Annotated in this window: 19 protein-coding genes and 1 tRNA gene; 12 read left to right on the forward strand and 8 right to left on the reverse strand. The window is 27.4% G+C overall.

The annotated features are described in order from the left end of the window. Nucleotides 1-50: 50 nt before the first annotated feature. Nucleotides 51-680, forward strand: coding sequence for an NAD(P)H-dependent oxidoreductase (locus ACNI3D_RS08445; RefSeq protein ID WP_129099159.1), 630 nt, complete (start codon nucleotides 51-53; stop codon nucleotides 678-680). A 46-nt stretch (nucleotides 681-726) separates the two neighbouring features. Beyond that, the gene (locus ACNI3D_RS08450) at nucleotides 727-918 is read left to right on the forward strand and encodes a hypothetical protein (protein ID WP_129099160.1); all 192 of its coding nucleotides are present in this window, start codon (nucleotides 727-729) and stop codon (nucleotides 916-918) included. Here the strand turns inward: ACNI3D_RS08450 and ACNI3D_RS08455 are convergent. After that, nucleotides 915-1,838: an AEC family transporter gene (locus ACNI3D_RS08455; protein ID WP_419766692.1), complete on the reverse strand. Its 924-nt coding sequence runs from the start codon at nucleotides 1,836-1,838 to the stop codon at nucleotides 915-917. The two genes, ACNI3D_RS08450 and ACNI3D_RS08455, sit on opposite strands and share 4 nt — an antisense overlap. A gap of 221 nt (nucleotides 1,839-2,059) precedes the next feature. Between ACNI3D_RS08455 and thiI the strand changes: the two genes are divergently transcribed. From thiI to ACNI3D_RS08470, 3 genes are all read left to right on the forward strand, one after another. Next, a complete protein-coding gene (gene thiI / locus ACNI3D_RS08460) occupies nucleotides 2,060-3,532 on the forward strand; it encodes a tRNA uracil 4-sulfurtransferase ThiI (RefSeq protein WP_419766693.1) in 1,473 nt (490 codons plus the stop codon). Nucleotides 3,533-3,642: 110 nt separating this feature from the next. Next, nucleotides 3,643-5,139, forward strand: a complete 1,497-nt coding sequence (locus ACNI3D_RS08465; protein ID WP_129099163.1) for a hypothetical protein — start codon at nucleotides 3,643-3,645, stop codon at nucleotides 5,137-5,139. Nucleotides 5,140-5,210: 71 nt separating this feature from the next. Beyond that, on the forward strand, nucleotides 5,211-6,800 hold the full coding sequence (locus ACNI3D_RS08470) for an ABC-F family ATP-binding cassette domain-containing protein (protein WP_129099164.1): 1,590 nt from the start codon (nucleotides 5,211-5,213) through the stop codon (nucleotides 6,798-6,800). An 18-nt stretch (nucleotides 6,801-6,818) separates the two neighbouring features. On the opposite strand, the gene ACNI3D_RS08475 is transcribed toward ACNI3D_RS08470, so the two are convergent. The 3 genes from ACNI3D_RS08475 to ACNI3D_RS08485 all read right to left on the reverse strand — a co-directional run bounded on the left by ACNI3D_RS08475 (nucleotide 6,819) and on the right by ACNI3D_RS08485 (nucleotide 10,087). Further along, entirely contained in the window at nucleotides 6,819-7,304 is a 486-nt protein-coding gene (locus ACNI3D_RS08475) for an acyl-CoA thioesterase (protein ID WP_129099165.1), read from the reverse strand. Between the two features lie 121 nt (nucleotides 7,305-7,425). Further along, nucleotides 7,426-9,372 (reverse strand): NAD-dependent DNA ligase LigA, encoded by a 1,947-nt coding sequence (ligA, locus tag ACNI3D_RS08480; RefSeq protein WP_129099166.1) that lies wholly within the window; start codon nucleotides 9,370-9,372, stop codon nucleotides 7,426-7,428. Nucleotides 9,373-9,382: 10 nt separating this feature from the next. Beyond that, complete coding sequence (locus ACNI3D_RS08485) at nucleotides 9,383-10,087, reverse strand: class I SAM-dependent methyltransferase (protein WP_129099167.1); 705 nt, start codon at nucleotides 10,085-10,087, stop codon at nucleotides 9,383-9,385. Nucleotides 10,088-10,149: 62 nt separating this feature from the next. Between ACNI3D_RS08485 and ACNI3D_RS08490 the strand changes: the two genes are divergently transcribed. From ACNI3D_RS08490 to ACNI3D_RS08510, 5 genes are all read left to right on the forward strand, one after another. Continuing rightward, nucleotides 10,150-10,491: a hypothetical protein gene (locus ACNI3D_RS08490; protein WP_129099168.1), complete on the forward strand. Its 342-nt coding sequence runs from the start codon at nucleotides 10,150-10,152 to the stop codon at nucleotides 10,489-10,491. A 29-nt stretch (nucleotides 10,492-10,520) separates the two neighbouring features. Beyond that, nucleotides 10,521-10,596: transfer RNA gene (locus ACNI3D_RS08495), tRNA-Val, on the forward strand. 99 nt (nucleotides 10,597-10,695) lie between these two features. Then, a complete protein-coding gene (locus ACNI3D_RS08500) occupies nucleotides 10,696-11,544 on the forward strand; it encodes a universal stress protein (RefSeq protein WP_419766694.1) in 849 nt (282 codons plus the stop codon). Between the two features lie 19 nt (nucleotides 11,545-11,563). Next, the gene (locus ACNI3D_RS08505; protein ID WP_419766695.1) at nucleotides 11,564-12,223 is read left to right on the forward strand and encodes a response regulator transcription factor; all 660 of its coding nucleotides are present in this window, start codon (nucleotides 11,564-11,566) and stop codon (nucleotides 12,221-12,223) included. Continuing rightward, nucleotides 12,223-13,587 (forward strand): sensor histidine kinase, encoded by a 1,365-nt coding sequence (locus ACNI3D_RS08510; protein WP_419766696.1) that lies wholly within the window; start codon nucleotides 12,223-12,225, stop codon nucleotides 13,585-13,587. The genes ACNI3D_RS08505 and ACNI3D_RS08510 overlap by 1 nt, the downstream gene beginning before the upstream one ends. Here ACNI3D_RS08510 and ACNI3D_RS08515 read toward each other — a convergent pair whose 3' ends face one another. From ACNI3D_RS08515 to ACNI3D_RS08530, 4 genes are all read right to left on the reverse strand, one after another. Continuing rightward, nucleotides 13,588-14,586 (reverse strand): tripartite tricarboxylate transporter substrate binding protein, encoded by a 999-nt coding sequence (locus ACNI3D_RS08515; protein WP_419766697.1) that lies wholly within the window; start codon nucleotides 14,584-14,586, stop codon nucleotides 13,588-13,590. A 148-nt stretch (nucleotides 14,587-14,734) separates the two neighbouring features. Further along, on the reverse strand, nucleotides 14,735-16,237 hold the full coding sequence (locus ACNI3D_RS08520; protein WP_129099173.1) for a tripartite tricarboxylate transporter permease: 1,503 nt from the start codon (nucleotides 16,235-16,237) through the stop codon (nucleotides 14,735-14,737). 8 nt (nucleotides 16,238-16,245) lie between these two features. Then, the gene (locus ACNI3D_RS08525; protein ID WP_129099174.1) at nucleotides 16,246-16,686 is read right to left on the reverse strand and encodes a tripartite tricarboxylate transporter TctB family protein; all 441 of its coding nucleotides are present in this window, start codon (nucleotides 16,684-16,686) and stop codon (nucleotides 16,246-16,248) included. Between the two features lie 8 nt (nucleotides 16,687-16,694). Continuing rightward, nucleotides 16,695-17,693 (reverse strand): Bug family tripartite tricarboxylate transporter substrate binding protein, encoded by a 999-nt coding sequence (locus ACNI3D_RS08530; protein ID WP_129099175.1) that lies wholly within the window; start codon nucleotides 17,691-17,693, stop codon nucleotides 16,695-16,697. A 139-nt stretch (nucleotides 17,694-17,832) separates the two neighbouring features. On the opposite strand from ACNI3D_RS08530, the gene ACNI3D_RS08535 reads away from it, so the two are divergent. Beyond that, nucleotides 17,833-20,016, forward strand: coding sequence for a cache domain-containing protein (locus ACNI3D_RS08535; protein ID WP_419766698.1), 2,184 nt, complete (start codon nucleotides 17,833-17,835; stop codon nucleotides 20,014-20,016). 9 nt (nucleotides 20,017-20,025) lie between these two features. Further along, a complete protein-coding gene (locus ACNI3D_RS08540) occupies nucleotides 20,026-20,403 on the forward strand; it encodes a DUF302 domain-containing protein (protein WP_419766699.1) in 378 nt (125 codons plus the stop codon). The last annotated feature ends 5 nt before the right edge of the window (nucleotides 20,404-20,408 follow it).

Raw genomic sequence — 20,408 nt, forward strand, 5'->3', positions numbered from 1 at the left:
ATAAAATAACATCTTTTAAAGATGTTTTAATTTAATATAAAAGGAAAAATATGGAAAAAACATTTATGGAAGCTATGGATTTTAGACATGCGTGTAAAATCTTTGATGAGACAAAAAAGATTAGTGATGAGGATATGCACTTTATATTAGAAGCTGGTAGAAAATCTCCATCTTCATTTGGTATGGAAGCTTGGAAATTTTTAGTTATAACAAATGAAGAATTAAAAGCAAAATTAAAACCTTTTTGTTGGGATCAAGCTCAAATTACAACTTGTTCTCATTTAGTAATTGTATTAGCAGGAATTGAAGGTGTTAAACCAGAAAGTGGAATTCCTGAAAAAAGATTTGCAAGAAGAGAAATGCCTAAAGAAAAATTGGATTTTTATTTAAATCTTTATGCAGAACATTTAAAAGAGACTTTAAGTAATGACAAAAATATCTACTCTTGGACAGCAAGACAATCATTTATTGCATTGGGTAATATGATGACAGCTGCTGCTATAAAAGGAATTGATTCTTGTCCTATTGAAGGTTTTGATAAAGAGGGGGTTGAAGGTGTATTAGGTCTTGATACTTCAAAATTCCAACTAACTTGTGTTCTTCCTTTTGGATATAGAATTAATGAACAATCAAAACAACAAAGAGAAAAATTCGAAGATATAGTTGAATTTATAAAATAAAAGGCTAGTTTTACTAGCTTTTTATTACAGGGAAGAAGAAAGTACTTTGAAAGAAAATAATTTAGAAAAAGAAGCATATAGATTAAGATTTGAATATTACAACCTATATGAAAATAAAGAATCAAAATGGCATGAAAAGTATAAAAATCATGAACTGTATAATATCGTAGTTGAAGGATTTAAATACAGATTTCACGAAATTGCACAAGAGATGCCAAAACTATTAAAAAATTTTTAATTAGTATAAAAAAATATCATAAGTGGTATATAAAATAAAGATACCAAGGTAGAAATAAATACTGCTAAAGACATCTTTTGGGGTTTTACATTTAATAAAGTAGCAACTGTTACAGTGTTCCCTGCCAGAGGTACAATAGAAAATAAAAACATAACCATATAAAATCCATCATTTAAAAAATGTATAAAGTTTTTGTCTATAAAAATAAATATCAAAATAAGTAGTGGCCAAAGTATGAATTTGATAGCCAAAGTATAAGTGATAAATTTTTTATCAAGAGAATTATCTGTTTTTATATTTTCCATCCCCATACCTAAAAGCATCATTCCTAAAATTGCATATGCACCTTTTAAATAGTTACTATAATCCACAAACATCAAAGGCATTTTAATATCAAGTAGATTAAATGTTATACCTAAAATAAAAGCATATATTACAGGTAGTTTTAGTGCCTTCTTTAAACTTTCTTTTGCACTAAAAGAGCCTTTTGCCGTTATATAATATCCAACAGAATTTTGATATAAGATAGAAGCTAAAACTGTGAAAATAAATACATCTACTAATTTTGGTTCTAAAAATAATATAGCAAGAGGAATACCAATATTTCCCGTATTTCCAGTAGCTGTACTAAAAGCTAATAAATTAGAGGTGTTATCACTCCACATATTTTTAAATATTGTCAATAAAACAAAAGCCATAATAGAACTTAAAATAAAAAAGAAAATAGGCATAAATAAAACTGAAGGGATAAGTTTTACATTTATTGTTGCATTAAATACTATCAAGGGAGCTAGAATAAAAAGTAAAATTTTAGCAACGGTATCTTTGTTACATTTTAAAATAGAAGTACTTAAAATACCTAGTATAATACTAAAGTATAAGGGTAAGATTTTTCCTAATAGGGTTAAAAATATGCTCAATTATTGACCTTCAATTGTGATGATAGATGCTATCAAATATACACTTGTAATACAGTTAAATTTTTCAAAATCAAAACTTATAATTGTAGTATCTACTTTTCCACTTAGTTTATTTATAATTAAATATTTTTTACTTAATCTACTTCTTATGTAATATTAATTTTCAATTATTATTCTTATGATATAATTGCGACTAATTAAAAATAAGGGTTTAACTAATAATGGAAATTTCTCCAATAAAGACGCAAAAATTTATAATAAAACTTTTTCCAGAAATAATGATAAAAGGAACATCAGCAAAAAGGCAGATGGTAGCTAGATTACATGGAAACTTACAAAGACTTTTTTCTCGAATTTCAGAAGATATTACAATTAGAAAATTTTTTGACAAAATAGAAGTAGTTTGTCCAATAGAATTTGTAACAGAAGTAAGAATTAAACTTTTGGATACTCCAGGTATTGAATTAGTTTTAGAAGCATTGCAGTTTGATAAAATAAATACAATAGATGAAATAAAAGAGATAGTAAATACACATATGGCAAAAGAGATAGTAAACAAGTCTTTTGTAATAAGAGTTAAGCGTTCAGGAACGCATGATTTTAAATCTATTGACATAGAACAAACTGTTGGTGGATACATGTTAAATGAAAATAGAGATTTAACTAAAGGTGTTGATTTAAGAAATGCTGAAGTTACTATAAATCTTGAACTTATAAATAATCAACTAAATATCATAACACTTAGACACAAAGGTCTTGGTGGATTTCCTTTAGGCTCTCAAGGTGAAATTTTATCTCTTATGTCAGGTGGATTTGACTCAACTGTTGCTTCTTATCTTACTATGAAAAGAGGAATTAAAACACACTTTGTATTTTTTAATCTTGGTGGAGTAGCACATGAAATTGGTGTAAAACAAGTGGCTTTATATCTATGGAATAAGTTTGGTTCTTCTCATAGGGTTACATTTACTTCTATTGCTTTTGATGATGTTGTTACTGAGATATTTAGATCAACACATGAAACATACATGGGTGTAACACTAAAAAGACTTATGCTAAAAGCAGCTGAGAAAATAGCAAATGATCTAAAAATAGATGCTCTTTTGACAGGTGAAAGTGTTGCTCAAGTTTCTAGTCAAACATTAAGGAATTTAGCTTTAATTGACCAATCAACAAATAAATTAGTTTTAAGACCGCTTGCTACTATGAATAAACCAGATATTATAAATATAGCGAATGAAATTGGTACAAAAAGATTTGCAGAAACTATGCCTGAATATTGTGGTGTGATTTCAAAAAATCCAACTATTCATGGCTCTTATGACAGAATGGAAAAAGAATCTAAAAAATTTGACTATTCAGTTTTAGACAAAGCAATTGAAAATGCTATTCAAATAAATGTTGATGAAATTAACGAAGATATAAAAGATATTGGAGAAATGGAGATTGTAAGCGATATTTCAAATGGAAAATATGTTATTATTGATATTCGACAAACACCTGAGTGTATAGAGACATCTTGTGAAACTTTAAAGATTCCTTTTTATAAATTAAAAACAGAGTTTGAAAAACTTCCACAAGATAAAGAATATTTGTTTTATTGTGAGAAAGGAATATTAAGTCAATTACATGCTCAGTATTTAAAAGATGCAAAGAATTTTAACAATATAAAAGTATATAGACCAATAAAATAATAAAAAATGTATAAAAGAATTAATTATATAATTAAGAATATTTAGATATAAATTCGTTTTTAAAAAGAAAAATAATAAAATAAGAAGAAGAAAGAAAGACAAGGTAAAGTATGAAAAATTCAGCTGATGTTGAAAAATGGCTAGAAAGACATTCAATTGGTAATTATTTTATTTCAAAAGATTTAAAAGTAACTGTTCATGGAAATGTGAACTTAAATGGCAAGATAAAAGAATTTAAATTACCAGTAAAGTTTGATGTTGTTGATGGATATTTTGATATTAGTCATAATACATTAACTTCATTAGAAGGGTGTCCAGAAAAAGTAACTGGAGACTTTAATTGTTCTTATAATAATATAGACTCTTTAAATGGTTCACCAATAGCAGTTGCTGATTTTAATTGTTCTCATAACAAATTAACAACACTGTCTTATTGTCCAAAAGAGATATTAGGATATATAGATTGCTCAAACAATGAAATTAGTTCAATAAAAGGAAGTCCTCGAACAGTAAGAGGGTATTTTAATTGTTCTGAAAACAAGATACACACCTTAAAAGGTGGGCCTAAATATGTAACTTTATATTTTGATTGTTCTCATAATATCTTAAGAGAATTAAAAGGTGGACCAATAACTGTTGGTGAAGATTATATATGTAATGGGAATGAAATACAAGATTTAGATGGTATTTCTGATGAAATTGGTTGGGATTTAATTACTGATGTTAGATTAAATCACTTAGTACATAGTTTTGATGAAATTACAACTACTTGGAGATACAAAGGTAAAGATGTTGTTGAGCATGTTTATAAACCAATTGTTTCATTACAAAACAAAGAAGATATTGCAAGATGGTTGCATAAGCATGACATAAAAGATTATAAAATATCAGATGATAATTCAGTTTCAGTAAATGGAAGAGTTAAATTAAATGATAGATTAGCAAACCTTTCAAGACTTCCATTGAAATTTAATGAAATAAATGGTGATTTTGATATAAGTGATAATGAATTAACTTCCTTAGAAGGATGCCCAAGTATTATAAAAGGTGATTTTTTAGCTTTTAAAAATGAAATTTATTCTTTAAAAGGTGGACCTAAAGAAGTTCATGGAAATTATGTTATTTTAAAAAATAATATTACAAATTTAAAATATGCACCAACAATTGTTAAAGATGATTTTATCTGTTCTCATAATCCAATAGATAGTTTAGAAGGATTAAATTTAGTTCAAGGTTCAATCTTCACTAATGTTTCACTTCCTGATTTAAAGTCACAAAAATTTGTTTATAATAAAATAACAACTTATAAATATTCTGGTGATTTGGTATGTGAATATTTAGATAGAATATATGTAACATTAACAGATGAAGAGAAGATTTTTGAAAATACAAGAAAAAAACTTCATAATGGAATCACAAGATTAATCAATACAAATGGATTAAAAAAAGAGATGGTAACAGATACTTTGCTTAAAAATTTAACAAAATATAATTTAAATGATTTAAGAGAAAAAGTGCTTTGTATCCGAAATCCAAGTGATACTGAAAAAGAAAAAGAACTATCAGAAAAAGAACTTTTAAAGTTAGCTTTTGATCAAGAGCTTTAATCGTTTTACTTTCGGTTTAGTTTACTTTAGTTAAAATCGCGAATTACTAAAACAACAAGTAGGGAAAATATATGGTTCAAACAGTCAATTTAAAAAAATCATTTGGTGCAAGAGTTTTATTTCAAGAAATAAATCTGAAACTAGATGCTGGTAAAAGATATGGGTTAATTGGTGCTAATGGTGCTGGAAAAACTACATTCTTGAAAATTTTATCTGGAGAAGAAGAAGCAACAGAAGGTGAAGTACAAGTTCAAAATGGTAAAAAAGTTGGAACTTTAAGTCAAAATCAATTTGCTTATGAAACATATAGTTTATTTGATACAGTTTTACTTGGAAATAGAAGATTATATGATGCTATTAAAGAAAAAGAAAAACTTTATATGGAAGAGTATACTGATGAAATTGGTGAAAAGCTAGGTGAACTAGAAATCATATGTTGTGAAGAAGACCCAACATATGAATATGATGTTAAAATTACTAAAATATTAGAAGAATTAGGTTTCCCTGCATCAACTCACAATGATTTAATGTCAACTCTTACTGGTGGAAATAAATTTAAAGTTTTACTAGCTCAAGTTTTATATCCAAAACCAGATGTGTTATTTTTAGATGAGCCCACAAATAACCTTGATATAGAAACAATTGGTTGGTTAGAAAATCAATTGCAACACCATGATGGTACAATGGTAGTTATTTCACATGATAGACACTTCTTAAATGCAGTATGTACTCATATCTTAGATGTGGATTATAAACAAATTAGAGAGTTTAGTGGTACTTATGATGATTGGTATATTGCTTCAACTTTAATGGCTAAACAACAACAAGCTGATGTAAACAAAAAACTTAAAGAAAAAGACGAGTTAGAAAAATTTATTGCTAGATTTAGTGCAAATGCATCAAAAGCTAGACAAGCAACATCAAGACAAAAACAACTTGATAAATTAGATGTTGGTTCTATTCAAGTCTCAAGTAGAAGAGACCCTTCTATTATTTTTAGACAAAAAAGAGAAGTGGGTAAAGAATTACTTACTGTTAAAAATATCTCTAAATCATATGATGGTGAACAAGTTTTAAATGATATCTCTTTTACTGTTGAAAAAGGTGATAAGATTGCACTTATTGGACCAAATGGTATTGGTAAAACAACTTTATGTGAAATCATGATGGAAAAAGTAAAACCAGATAGTGGTGAAGTTTTTTGGGGTGCTACAATTCAAAATGGATACTTTCCTCAAAATGCAACAGATATTATCAAAGGTGAAATGACATTATACGATTGGTTACGAGATTTTGATAGGGATGCAGATATCTCTGAAATAAGAAATTGTCTTGGTAGAATGTTATTTAATGGTCAAGAACAAGAGAAAAAAGTTAGTGCTTGTAGTGGTGGAGAAAAACATAGAATGTGGCTTTCTAAAATCATGCTAGAACAACCAAACTTTATGATATTAGATGAACCAACAAACCATTTAGACCTTGAAGCAATTATTGCATTAGGTGAAGGACTTTTAGAATATCCAGGTTCTGTAATTTGTGTATCACACGATAGGGAATTACTTGATGCTTATGCAAATAGAATTATTGCCATTCAAAATGATGGTTCTATTGTAGATTTTAAAGGTACTTACGAAGAGTATATTGAATCAAAAGAAGCCTAAGCTTCTTTTGTAAAAAAACTAATAAATAGTCTTTAATGCATGTTTTGAAGACATTCTTTGCTCTCTTCTTTTGATAGCATCGTTATATCTTCTTTTTTCATCTTCAGTTACTGGTTCTAATTTTGGAACTGGTAATGGCTCCCAATTTTCATTAACTGCTACCATTGTAAAATAACAAACATTTGTGTTTTTTATTGTATGGTCTTTTATATCTTCAGAAATGACTTTTATACCAATTTCCATTGAAGTTCTTCCAACATAATTTACTGATGCATGAAATGTAACTAGAGAACCAATTTTAATAGGGTCTTTAAATAAAACCATATCAACAGAAAGTGTTACAGCATATCCTCCTGAATATCTTGCAGCACATGCATATGCTACATGATCTAACATTTTTAAAATTTCTCCGCCATGTACATTTTTACCACTAAAATTTGCTTTATCTGGTGTCATCAACATCGTCATTGTAAGAGATTTTTCACCTTTTACTGTATTGCTCATATATAACCTTTGTAAAATATCTTTTAATTATAGACTAAATATATATAAATACATTATAAAAACTTATTTTAAAGGAGTGCAAAATTTGAAATTTATTAAAAAGTAACACTTGATAAATATTTTAAATCATTGCATTCATTTCATCTTCATTTATAGTTTTAACATTGAGTTCAACTGCTTTATCATATTTACTTCCAGCTTCTTCCCCATATATTACATAATCTGTCTTTTTAGATACACTAGAGCTAACTTTTGCTCCTAAAGTTTCAAGTTGTTTTTTTATCTCACCACGACTTACACTCATAGTTCCAGTTATTACTACAGTTTTGCCTTTAAAAGCATTTTCACTTACTTCTACTTTTTCTTCAACTGTTGGGTTTATAGTATCTATTAATTTTGTGACAAGTTCTTCATTTACTCTCATAAATTCAACAAATGAGTTTGCCATTTGTTCACCTATACCATCAAGAGCTACAAGAGAATCAAAATCTATTTTTAGTACATCAAGTCCAAACTCTAGACATATTTGTTTAGAGGCTACTTCTCCAATATGTTCAATTCCAAGTGCATTTATAACTCTATGAAGTGAACTGTTTTTTGTATTTGTTATTGCATTTAAAAGGTTATTTATCTTTTTGGCTTTAAATCCTTCAAGATTTTCTAAATCTTCATATTTAAGTGAATATAAGTCAAGTATGTCATATATCTTTTTTTCTCTTACTAAAGTCTCAACTATTTTATTTCCAAGTCCATCTATATTCATACAATTCTTACTTGCAAAATAGATTATTGAGTTTACAATAATTGAAGGGCAATCAAGATTTTGACACTTTATTAGTGTACCTTCATCTAAAAGTTCACTTTGACACTTTGGACATAAAGTAGGGCGACTTATCTGCTCTTGTGTTCCATCTCTTCTATCTGTAAAGACTTTTGTTATTTTAGGAATAATATCACCACTTTTTATAATAATAACTTGGTCATTTATTCTTAAATCAAGTCTTGCTATTTCATCATAGTTGTGTAAACTAGCTCTCTCAACAGTTGAACCATCTATAAGTGTAGGTTCAACAACTGCTACAGGAGTTATAACACCTGTTCTTCCAACTTGTTGGATGATATCTTTAATTGTAGTTGTTTTTTCGACAGCTGGAAACTTATATGCACAAGACCATCTAGGAAATTTTACTGTATATCCTAACTCCTCTTGTGTTTCTATATCATTGATCTTTATTACCATTCCATCAAGCATCATTTCAATACTATTTCTTGAAGCAATTATTTTATGATATAACTCTTCTATACCTTTGACTGTTGTAGTTTTTGTAGTCATTGGAGGATGAACAAATCCAAGGGAATAAATATATTCCATCATATCTGAGTATTTAGTAAAGTCTAAAGAGTTTTGTCCTACTCCCCAAACATTAAAAAATAGTTTTCTCTTTGCTGTAATACTTGGATCTAATTGCCTTAAACTCCCAGCTGCTGCATTTCTAGGGTTTGCAAATAGTTGTTCACCATTTTTTGCTCGCTCTTCATTAATCTTTTCAAAATCAGCTTTTTTGATAACTATTTCACCTCTTATTTCTATAAGAGATTGTTCTTTTATTTGTAGGGGAATAGAGTGTATTGTTTTTACATTATTCGTAACATCTTCTCCAATACTTCCATCACCTCTTGTTATTGCTTGTTTTAATACCCCGTTTTCATAGATTAAGTTTAAACTTGCCCCATCAAATTTTGGTTCACAATAAAACTCTAGATTTGTATTTACTTTATGTGCTCTTTTTATCCAATCTTCTAATTCAATTGTATTAAAAACATCTTCTTGTGACCACATACGTGAGAGGTGAGAAGCTTTTTCAAAGCCTTCTAAAACAAAACCACCAACTCTTTTATTTGGTGAGTTTGGATGGGAAAGAGTAGGGTTTTCTTGCTCATATGCTAAACACTCTCTTGATAATTTATCATACTCTTCATCACTAGCTTGGGGATTATCATCAACATAATAGGCTTTTGCCCACGATATTAAAATATTTATTTTTTCATTGTATTCGTTTTGTGTCATTATTCTCTTCTTAAATTTTTTGTAAAATATCAACCCTGAAAGGTTTTTTAAATGTTATTGGATTATTTTTTTGTGCATATTGATTAAATTTCTTTTCAACTTCTTTTTCAAGTTCTTTTGTGATATTGTAATTGTTAAAGGTTGCACTCATATGTCTTGATTTAAACTCTTCAAAATCTCTGTATGTATCCAATGAATAGAAAAATATCTCTTGGAATAGTTTAAATTCTTCATTTTCTACAGCTTTTTTTATTGCATTAAAAGCTTCACTTCGAACAAGTTCTTCATTATGAAACATTGCAATCATGTCACTTAATTCACCTGTAAAAAGAGGTTCAGATATATAAGCTAAACCATTTGGTTTTAGTACTCTTTTTATTTCACTTAGAGCTTTTGGCATAAGATTTATAGGTACATGGTGAAAAGATTTAAACATAAAAACCATATCCACACTTTCCTCTTCCAAATGAATATCCTCTGCACCACAGAGTTTAAATTCTATATTTTCATAAGATTTTTGAAGATTTTTTTGATGTTGTATTTTATCTACTTCACAAGCGATAATTTTCCTATCAAATCCATTTGTAGCAATATCAATAGTCTTTGATGCCTTGCCACAGCCTAATTCTAGTATTGTTTTATTGTTTAAATTCAGAGTTTCAATAAGATAATCTTCATTTAACTCTTGTTGTATATTTGATTGAATTAATTCCATAAGAAATTATATCATTTTAAACTAATATTTTTTTTGATATAATTCTGCACTATGGAGAAAATATGAGTTATTTAGATATTTGTATACTGGGTTGGAACTTAAATGCTTTAATGTTTGTCATTAATTTATTTCTTGCTATAAAAGTAATAAAAGCAACAGATGTTGAAGTAATACAAGAACAAACTAGATTATTAGAAGAATTAAAATTTGAATTTGATAAATATTACCCAAATCGAAAAGTTGAAGTGAGTATTTCATATATTGTTCCATTTACTGCATTTTTTAGAATGACTTTAAGAATTTTAGAAATGTTCTTCTTTTTCACAAGAAATAAAAATACTACAATGTATGATTTTATGGTTTATAAATATTCTTATGACATCCAAAAAGCTAAATCAAAATAATATTTAGCTATTATCTCATTCTTTAAAATGGTCGCATAGCTCAGTTGGTAGAGCACCACCTTGACATGGTGGTGGTCGTAGGTTCAAGTCCTATTGTGGCCACCATACAAATTAGTTATAAAATTTCTTAAAAGTCTTTTTTGCAAGTTTTATGACAGTCTTTCGTGCTATAATTTAATAATATATTTTCTTAAAGGATTTTTTATGATTTACAAAAAAATGTTTTTTCCTATTGGTGGTGGTGAAGAGTTAAAAGAGAGATTATTTGCAGCTTTATTAATTGCAAAGTATTTTGATGCAAATTTAGAAATTTTAAAATGTTTACATGATAGCGGTAAAAAAATGTATAAAAATTTGGGGATTTCTAGTCATATAATGAAAGAAATTGATGATGTAATTGCTCTAAAAGCAAAAGAAGAATCAATTGAATTTGAAAAATCTTTAAAAGAAATTGGAAAAATTGTTGGAATGGACGTTTCAACTACTCCAATTCCAAATAAAGTTCATGCTCTTTTAACTGTAAAAGAGGGAAATAGAAGCCTTTTAGTTGAAGAAGAATCTAAATTTTGTGATATAGTAATTGCTGCTGCTCCTCCATCTGGAATAGCAACTGCTACTTTTGAAACATCAGTTTTAAAAAGTGGAAAACCTGTTCTTATGTTTCCAAGAAAAATGAAAACTTTTAACACTAAATCAATACTTATTGGATGGAATAATACAGTTGAATCATCTCGAGCTATTACTTCATCTATAGAATTACTAAAACAAGCCCAAAGAGTACAAATAGTATCTTCGGATGAATATAGTGGTGATATGGTAAAAATTAATCAATTAATTGAGTATTTAAAATTTCATGGGATTGATGCTAGTTATAAAATTGTAGAAACAACAAGAATACCTGGGCAAGCGTTATTAAATGCTGCACTTGATGGAAACTTTGACTTAATAGTTGCAGGTGCTTATGGTCATAAAGGATTGAGAGAACTTATGTTTGGTGGTGCTACTAGATATTTATTAGAACATTCTACTTTACCAGTATTTATGTCTCACTAGATTAGTGTAAAATATTGCTATGAAGATATTATTACTTGAAGATAATAAAACATTAGCAAAAGGAATATTTAATAAATTAGTGCAACATGGTTATGTAGTAGACCTCTTCTATGATGGAGAAGAGGGTCTATACTCTTTAAATACTTCTACTTATGATCTTCTTATTTTAGACTTAGGGTTACCAAGTTTAGATGGAATTGATATTATAAAAGACTTAAGAAACTCTCAAAAAAATATTCCCATCTTAATCATTTCCGCTAGAGATAAACTTGACCAACGAATATTAGGATTAGATAGTGGAGCAGATGATTATTTGTGTAAGCCTTTTGAACTTGATGAAGTTATCGCTAGAGTTCAAGCATTATTAAGACGAAGTAAAAATCAAATCTCTAAGTTGATTAAGTATAAAGATTTAGAATATAATTCTTTATCAAAAACTTTAACTAAAGATGATATTGTTATAGAATTAAGTAAAAGAGAGATAAATATCTTTGAACATATGTTATTAAATTTAAATAATGTAGTTAGCAAAGAAAATATTGTAGAACATATTACATCTTTTGATGATGATTTTAACCCAACCGCTGTTGAAACTTATGTTTCCAGACTAAGAAAAAAGCTAAGTAATTCTATTAATTTAAAAACAGTTAGAGGCTTAGGGTATATACTTAATTCATAATGGCTAAAAATACACAATCTATTAGTTATCGTTTAGTCATTTGGCTAACCATTCCTTTAATTATATTTTCTATTTTATTATTTTCTGTTATATATTTTTTTGTAAATGAAAAAGTAAATAAATTTTATGATAATAATCTATATGCAACTGGTAAAAGTATGGAAGATAGTATTGGTATTAGAAATGGACATTTACTTGTTGACTTACCTTACTTTGCCATTGATTTATTATCTTCTAATAATGAAGGTTCAGTTTTTTACTCTATAGTAGATGAAAATAATAAATTGCTTGTTGGATATAAAGGTTTAGTTAATAAAAAAGTCTTAGAAAAAAAAGATAAAGTTTTTTATAATACATCATTTGCAGCTGCACAATTGAGAGCTGTATCTTTTAATGTATCTATTAATAATTTTGGTAAAAAACATAAAGCAATAATAACTGTTGCAGAAACTCTAGAAGGAAGAATTTCTGCAATTAATGATATTTTAATAGTATTACTTGTTTTAATTGGTGTAGTTATTATTTCTACACTAATCATATCTTTAATTGCAGTTAGAAAAGGACTTAGACCTTTATATAATTTACAAAAAATAATAAAAAAACGAGATTTAAAAGATTTATCTCCTATAAGTTTTAATGCACCAAAAGAAATTGAAGAAGTATTAAATAGTATTAATATTTTATTAGAAAGAAGTAGAGACAATATTAAGTACATAGAACACTTCAATTCAGATGTTTCTCATCAATTAAGAACTCCTTTAGCAGAATTAAAAGTTAAAATAGAAGTGTTATATAAAAAAGATGAAAAAGAATATATTACTTTCATGAAAATTATTGATTCTATGAGTCATATTACGGAACAACTTCTTTTATATGCTAAAACAAATCCAAATTCAATAAATATTAATAGATTTAAAAAAATAAATTTAACTCAAATGTGTAAGGATTATTGTCTTAAAACTGCGCCAAGAGTCTATGCAAAAGGTTTTGAATTTGCATATGAGAGTTTTGATAAAGATGTATTTATTAATGCTGATTCAATTTTACTAGAAAGTATGTTAGATAACATTATTAATAATGCCTTATATTATGCAGTTGATGAAAAAAATAATCCAATGGGAACTATAAGTGTAAATATAAAAAGACATAATAATACTATTTGGTTAAATGTAAAAGATGAGGGTTATGGTTTAAATACTAAAGATTTAAATCATATTTTTGATAGATTTTATAGAGTGGATTCAAATAAAAAAGGTAATGGATTAGGACTGAGCATTGTTAAACAAATTGCACAGTTACATAATGCAACTGTACAAGCTTCAAATGATGAAGGTTTGGTTATTTCTATAGTTTTCCCTATATAATTATTCTTTTACTAAATATGAATAAGATTTGAAAATATCATATGATTCTTGAATCAAATGATTTGATTCTTCTGGTCCTGTCCAAGTATAGCCAATGTCATTTGATTTTAAGAACTTTTGAACATCTTTTCTAGCTAAAGTTCTTTTTATTGCATTAGTCAATTTCTCATATCTCTCTGGATATTTTTCTTTAAATTCTTTTCTAACTGCAAAACCTCTTGTAGAACCAGTGAATACTGGAATTTGAAAGCCTAAAGGTTCAAGTGCTTCATTTAGTGTTGGAGCATCCCATTGTTTTACTCTCTTATCTTTTACGATTGCTAAAGGTTTTATAAATTCTTTAATATTTTCACTTCCTTGCGCCGAAATTGCTATTAAGTCAACTTGTCCACCAGCAACTGCTGTTCTAGCTTTTCCACCACTACTGTATGTAACAAGATTTAAATTTTCTTGAGGAATGTTATATTTTTCTAACAATAATTTTAAAATTAAATGTCCACCAGAACCTTGAACCACAGTAGCTTTTACTGTTTTTGGGTGTTCTTTAATTGCATTTAAAACTTCTACCATATTATTATATTTTGAATCTTTATTAACAGCAAATAATTCAAAATCAAGCCATTGTAAATTGATAAAATCAAAATCACTTATTTTATATTTAGCACCACCTGTTAAAATTGTATTAGCTAAATAAGGTGAAAAAGTTGAAGTAAATACCGTATAACCATCTGCAGGTCTATTTAATATATAATTTGCAGCAATTTGTGTACCCGCACCTTTTTTATTGATAACTTTTATGATACCACCTAACTCATCAGATAAAAATGTTGACATAGATCTAGCCATCCTATCCGCACTTCCCCCAATACCAAATCCAACTACTAAGTTTACTGGTTTAGATGGATATTCATTTGCTTGTAAACTTGTAGAAAATAAGTTTAGTCCGAATATTAAGATTATAGAAGATTTAATTACTGATTTTAGTATGATTTTATACATATAAGCCCTTTATTATTAGCAGCAAAAATTTTAACACACAAAGCTGTCATGAAACTTGCATATAAGGATAGTGTAATGAAAATAAAAAAGTAGAGGATTTTACACAGTTACATAATGTAACTATGTAAAATAATTGTATTGTTTATTTTTATTTGGCTTTCTTGGTTAATTTTTCAATTAATGAAGAACCAAATAAAGAGAAAATTAATAAAACTATAATAGCAATAGTAATTGGTCTTTGGAAAATATATGAAAAATCACCACCTGATATCTGTAAGGTTTGAACTAGTGAACCTTCTGCCATTTTTCCTAATAACATACCAATAACTGCTGCTGGTACAGAGAAATTATATCTTCTAAAAACCCAACCAAGCAGTGCAAATACTAAAACAGTAGCAGGACCGGACATATTTCCTGTCAATCCAAATGCCCCAGCTGTTGCTAAAATTAAAACAGATGGTACAAGATATGTCATCTTGACTTTAATGATTGATGCTAATATAGGTATTAATAAAAGTCCTAATATTATTAATAAAAATGCTTGTGCAAAGTTTGCAAATATAATTGCATATACAACATCCATTTGTTCTCTAATAAATTGTGGACCACCTGTAATATTATGCATAGCAAAGGCAGCTAACATAACAGCCGTTGCACCACCACCTGGAATACCAAGAGCTAAAAGTGTAGCCATAGAACCAGCTTCAGATGTGCTATTTGCAGATTCTGAAGCAATAACACCTTTTGGATTTCCTTTTCCATAACTATCTGGATCTTTATCTCTTCTTTTAGTTTCTATATAAGATAAAAGATTTGATACTGATGAACCAACACCTGGAACTGCACCGATAATTACACCAATTAAACTTCCTCTTATCAAAATAACAGGATAAGAAAATGCTTTTTTAAAGCCTTTTACTATGTATGAAATTCTTACTCTTCTTTGGCTTTCATCTTCAACTAAAAATTCAGATTTAACAAGTTTAAATAATTCAGAAGCTGCAAACATCCCCATCATTGCTGGAATAACAGGAATACCATCTGCTAAGATTTCTAAGCCCATTGTTCCTCTTAAAATACCATTATCACTAAATCCTATAGTACCAACTAATAAACCTACAAGTCCTGCAATAAGACCTTTTACAACATGTTTCCCTGTTAAACTGGCAATTAAAGTAAGACCCCACAAAATAACAATAAACATTTCAGAAGGACCTAATTTTAAAACAAAAAGAGACATTGGTTTTATTAAAAAGAAAAGTAAAACATATCCAAGTAATACACCAAAAGTAGAAGACCCAAGTGCTAGACCTAAAGCTTCATTATGTTCACCTTTTCTTGCCATTGGATAACCATCAAAAGATGTAGCAATAGCTGAGGAAGTTCCCGGTATATTCATCAATATAGCAGGAACACCAGCTCCAAACCCACTACCTGTAAATATTGCAGTTAAAAATAACATTGCTTGTAAAAAATCCATATACATTGTCATTGGCAAAAATATCGCCATTGCCATTGATGTTTGTAATCCAGGTGTTGCTCCAAAAAACAATCCAATGATAATACCAGGTATTACAACTAACCAGTATTGAGGTTCTGAAAAGAGTAGGGCAACTGCTTGTTGCGCTGAATCTAAATTAACTATATCCATTTTTCTTCCTAATAATCAGTTGGCAAAAATGTCATAGGCATTGGATAAGGAAGCATCATTGAAAAAAAGTATGCAATAACAAAACCATAAACCAAACTATAACCAATTACCCATGGTAATCTTTTCTCACCATGTATATATAAAGATACGGCTAAAAATAAAACTGTTCCAAGGTCAAAACCTAAGTATTCTAAAGTAAAAACATATATAGCAAATAGAACCATTATTGGAAGTACAGTAATAAAATCATCTTTTTTTTCTAAATCTTCCTTTTGAGTAAAAAACTCAAAAATGCATAAGCAAAGTGTAATAGCAGCAATAGGAAGAATAAGAATCATATTTTCTAAGCTACTAGATGCATTATGTGCATTTAATGCATACCATAGTACAAATGCAGCTAAGCATAGGATTACTATGCTATTAGCTATTTTTTCTTTTGATAAAGCCATCTCTTAACCTAGTCGTTCAATAAGTAACCGTATTGTTTAAAGAATTGATACGATTCATCTATTAATTTATTTGATTCTTCTGGTCCAGTCCAATCATAACCAATTTGATTTGATTTTAAGAATTTTTGAACATCTTTATTATCCAAAGTTCTTTTTATTGCATCAGTTAATTCTGTATATCTTTTTGGATATTTTTCCTTAAACTCTTTTTTAACAGCAAATCCTCTCATCGAACCACTAAATACTGGAACCTGGAATCCTAAAGGTTTAACCGCTTCATTTAATGTTGGAACATCCCATTGTTTTATTCTTTCATTTTTTAATATTGCAAGTGGCTTAATAAATTCTCTAATATTTTCACTTCCTTCTGCTGAAATTGCTATTAAGTCAACTTGTCCACCAGCAACTGCTGTTCTAGCTTTTCCACCACTACTGTATGTAACAAGATTTAAATTTTCTTGAGGAATGTTATATTTTTCTAACAATAATTTTAAAATTAAATGTCCACCAGAACCTTGAACCACAGCAGCTTTTACTGTTTTTGGGTGTTCTTTAATTGCATTTAAAACTTCTACCATATTATTGTATTTTGAATTTTTATTAACAGCAAATAATTCATAATCAAACCATTGAATATTAATAAAGTCAAAATCAGTCATTTTGTATTTAGCACCACCTGTTAAAATTGTATTAGCTAAATAAGGTGAAAAAGTTGAAGCAAATACCGTATAACCATCTGCAGGTCTATTTAATATATAATTTGCAGCAATTTGTGTACCCGCACCTTTTTTATTGATAACTTTTATGATACCACCTAACTCATCAGATAAAAATGTTGACATAGATCTAGCCATCCTATCCGCACTTCCCCCAATACCAAATCCAACTACTAAGTTTACTGGCTTAGATGGATATTCTTTTGCTTGTGAGCTTGTAGTTAAAAGCCCTAATCCTAATACTGAAATTGCAGCAATTTTTATTGCTGACTTCATAATACTTGTATACATGATTACTCCTTGTTTATTTATTTGAGCATCTTAACATACAAAGCTGTCATGAAACTTGCAATAAATACCAACTAGGATTAAGTAATTTGCCTGTATAATCATACTCTTAATTAATTTAACTACTGCTATCAGGATGATAATGTTTTATAAAAACGAAAAAAAATTAATAGATACAATCAAATATGCTCCAATAATTTTAATTATAATTTTATTTTTAATTACTACTTATTTTGTGGAAAAATCAAATACAAAACAATTTAATGATGAAACTAAAAGAATAACAAAATTTTATAGGGATTATAATAATAATGAAATTAAACAGATTGTACATAAAGTCAATGAGTACATTAAAACAGAAGATAAAAATGCTTTAGATAATTTAAAAAAATCTTTAAAACTACAAGTTTATGATGCTTATACAATAGCAACAAAAATTTATTCAGATAATAAAAATAGAAGAACAAAAAAAGAGATTCTTGAGTTAATAAAAATTACTCTAAAAAGTATAGGGAAAGGTCAATATTTTATTATTAAAGGAGAACATTTTTTACTACAAGCTTCAAATGAAAAAATAAAAGATACTCAAAGTCTTAAAATGATTTTAAACTCCATAAATGACAATAAAGAAGGAATTATTACTTATTCTAATTATAAAAATTCTAAAGAAACACCTTCTGAAAAAATAAGTTTTTATAAAAAATTTGAACCCTTGAATATCTATATTGGAAAAGGAGAGTACTTAGACACTTTTGAAAATAATTTAAAAAAAGAGATTATTAAATCTATACAAAATCATAATTTAAATATTAAAAAGTACATCTTTATAATAAATTCAAATGGTATTATTTTAGCGAGTAATGACGAAAAAAGAGTTGGAAAACAAGTTAATCTGGATTTAGCATTGAAATTAAAAGACATGTTTAATAAAGATGAAGGACTATTTAATTATGAAAAATATAACGAAGGAGAATCTTTTAAAAAAACTTCATTTATAAAAATATCTAAAAAATGGAATTGGATATTAGGAAGTGGATATGGAGATGATGAATTAAATAATTTAATTGAAGATGCAAATAAACAGTTACAAATAATGAATAAAAATAACTACTACAATATTTTATATTTTGGTATTTTTATTACAACTCTTTTATTAATTATTTCAATTTTTATTAGTAAATATATAGAAGACATTTTATTAAACTACAAATTAAAAATAAAAGATGAAGAAAAAGAGTTTAGAAATTTATTTGAAAATAGTAATATAGGTTTAGCAATAAGTAGTAGCACAGGTAAACTCTTAAATGTAAATTCAAAATTCTCAGAAATCTTAGGCTACAACTCTTCAGAAGAGATTGATAATAGATTCTGGCACGAATTGTCAAATATAAAGCAAGACGATAAAGAATTATATTTTTATAATAAGCTTTTAGAAGAAAAAATATCTAATTATAGTCTTGAAAAAGTTTTCACAAATAAAGCTGATGAACGAAAAATAGATATCTTGATTAATGCAAACTTATTTAAAGAAAACAATAAAATAAAATATATTTTATTTTCAATTACTGATATTACAGAAATAAAAGAAAAAGATAATTTGCTTTTTCAACAATCAAAAATGGCTTCAATGGGAGAAATGATAGCAAATATTGCACATCAATGGAGACAGCCTTTAAGTATGATTAGTACATTATCTTCTGGTCTTAAACTTCAAAAAGAACTTGATAACCTAAGTGATAGTTATTTTAACGATTCATTAGAATCAATTACAAAATCAACACAATATTTATCTCAAACAATTGATTATTTTAAAGATTTTTTTAAACCGAGTGAAAATAAGTCTAAATTTTACATAAAAGAAGTTGTGGATAAGACTTTAGTTCTTTTATCAGCAGAATTAAAAAATAAAGATATTGAAATTCTTCAAGATATTGAAGATGTTGAATTAACATCATATGAAAATGATATAATTCAATTATTTATTAATATAATTAATAATGCTAAAGATGCCTTTGAAAGTTCATCTGTTAAAAATAAAATCATAAGTTTAAGCACAACTTTTAATAAAGAAGAAAATATTCTTATAATTTGTATAAAAGATAGTGCAGGGGGAATTAATAGTAATATTATTGATAAAATATTTGAACCTTATTTTACAACAAAACATAGAAATATGGGTACGGGAATTGGATTATATATGGTTAGTCAAATTATAAACAAGCATTTAAAAGGTTTTATTGAGGTAAAAAATGTTAATTTTACACATCAAAATCTAGAATTAATTGGGGCAGAATTTATAATTACTATTCCTACAAATATTAAATAAGAGGACAAAATGTTATATATTGAAAAAAGTGAAAAAAGTGTACAAGAAGTAGTAGATAAAATACAAGAAATATGTTCAAATTATAAATTTGGAGTTCAACATATTCATAAATTAAAAGAGACTTTGATTTCAAAAGGAATAGATTTTAAGAATGATTGTCAAGTATTAGATGTATGTAATCCTAATGTTGCAAATGAGTTTTTAACTGCAGATATGAGTCTGAGTTCAATAATGCCTTGTAAAATTTCAATCTATAAAGAAGATGGACAAACTATAATTGCATTAAACTCTATTGTTCAATTAGTAGATGATATAAATCCAGATTTAATTGATCTAGCACAAAGTACTCAAAAAACTATTTTAGAACTTATTAAAGAGGCTAAATAACCTCT

This window comes from Arcobacter siniprincipis (SeqCode) (assembly GCF_048571125.1).
In the GTDB taxonomy this organism is placed as follows: Bacteria; Campylobacterota; Campylobacteria; order Campylobacterales; family Arcobacteraceae; genus Arcobacter; species Arcobacter siniprincipis.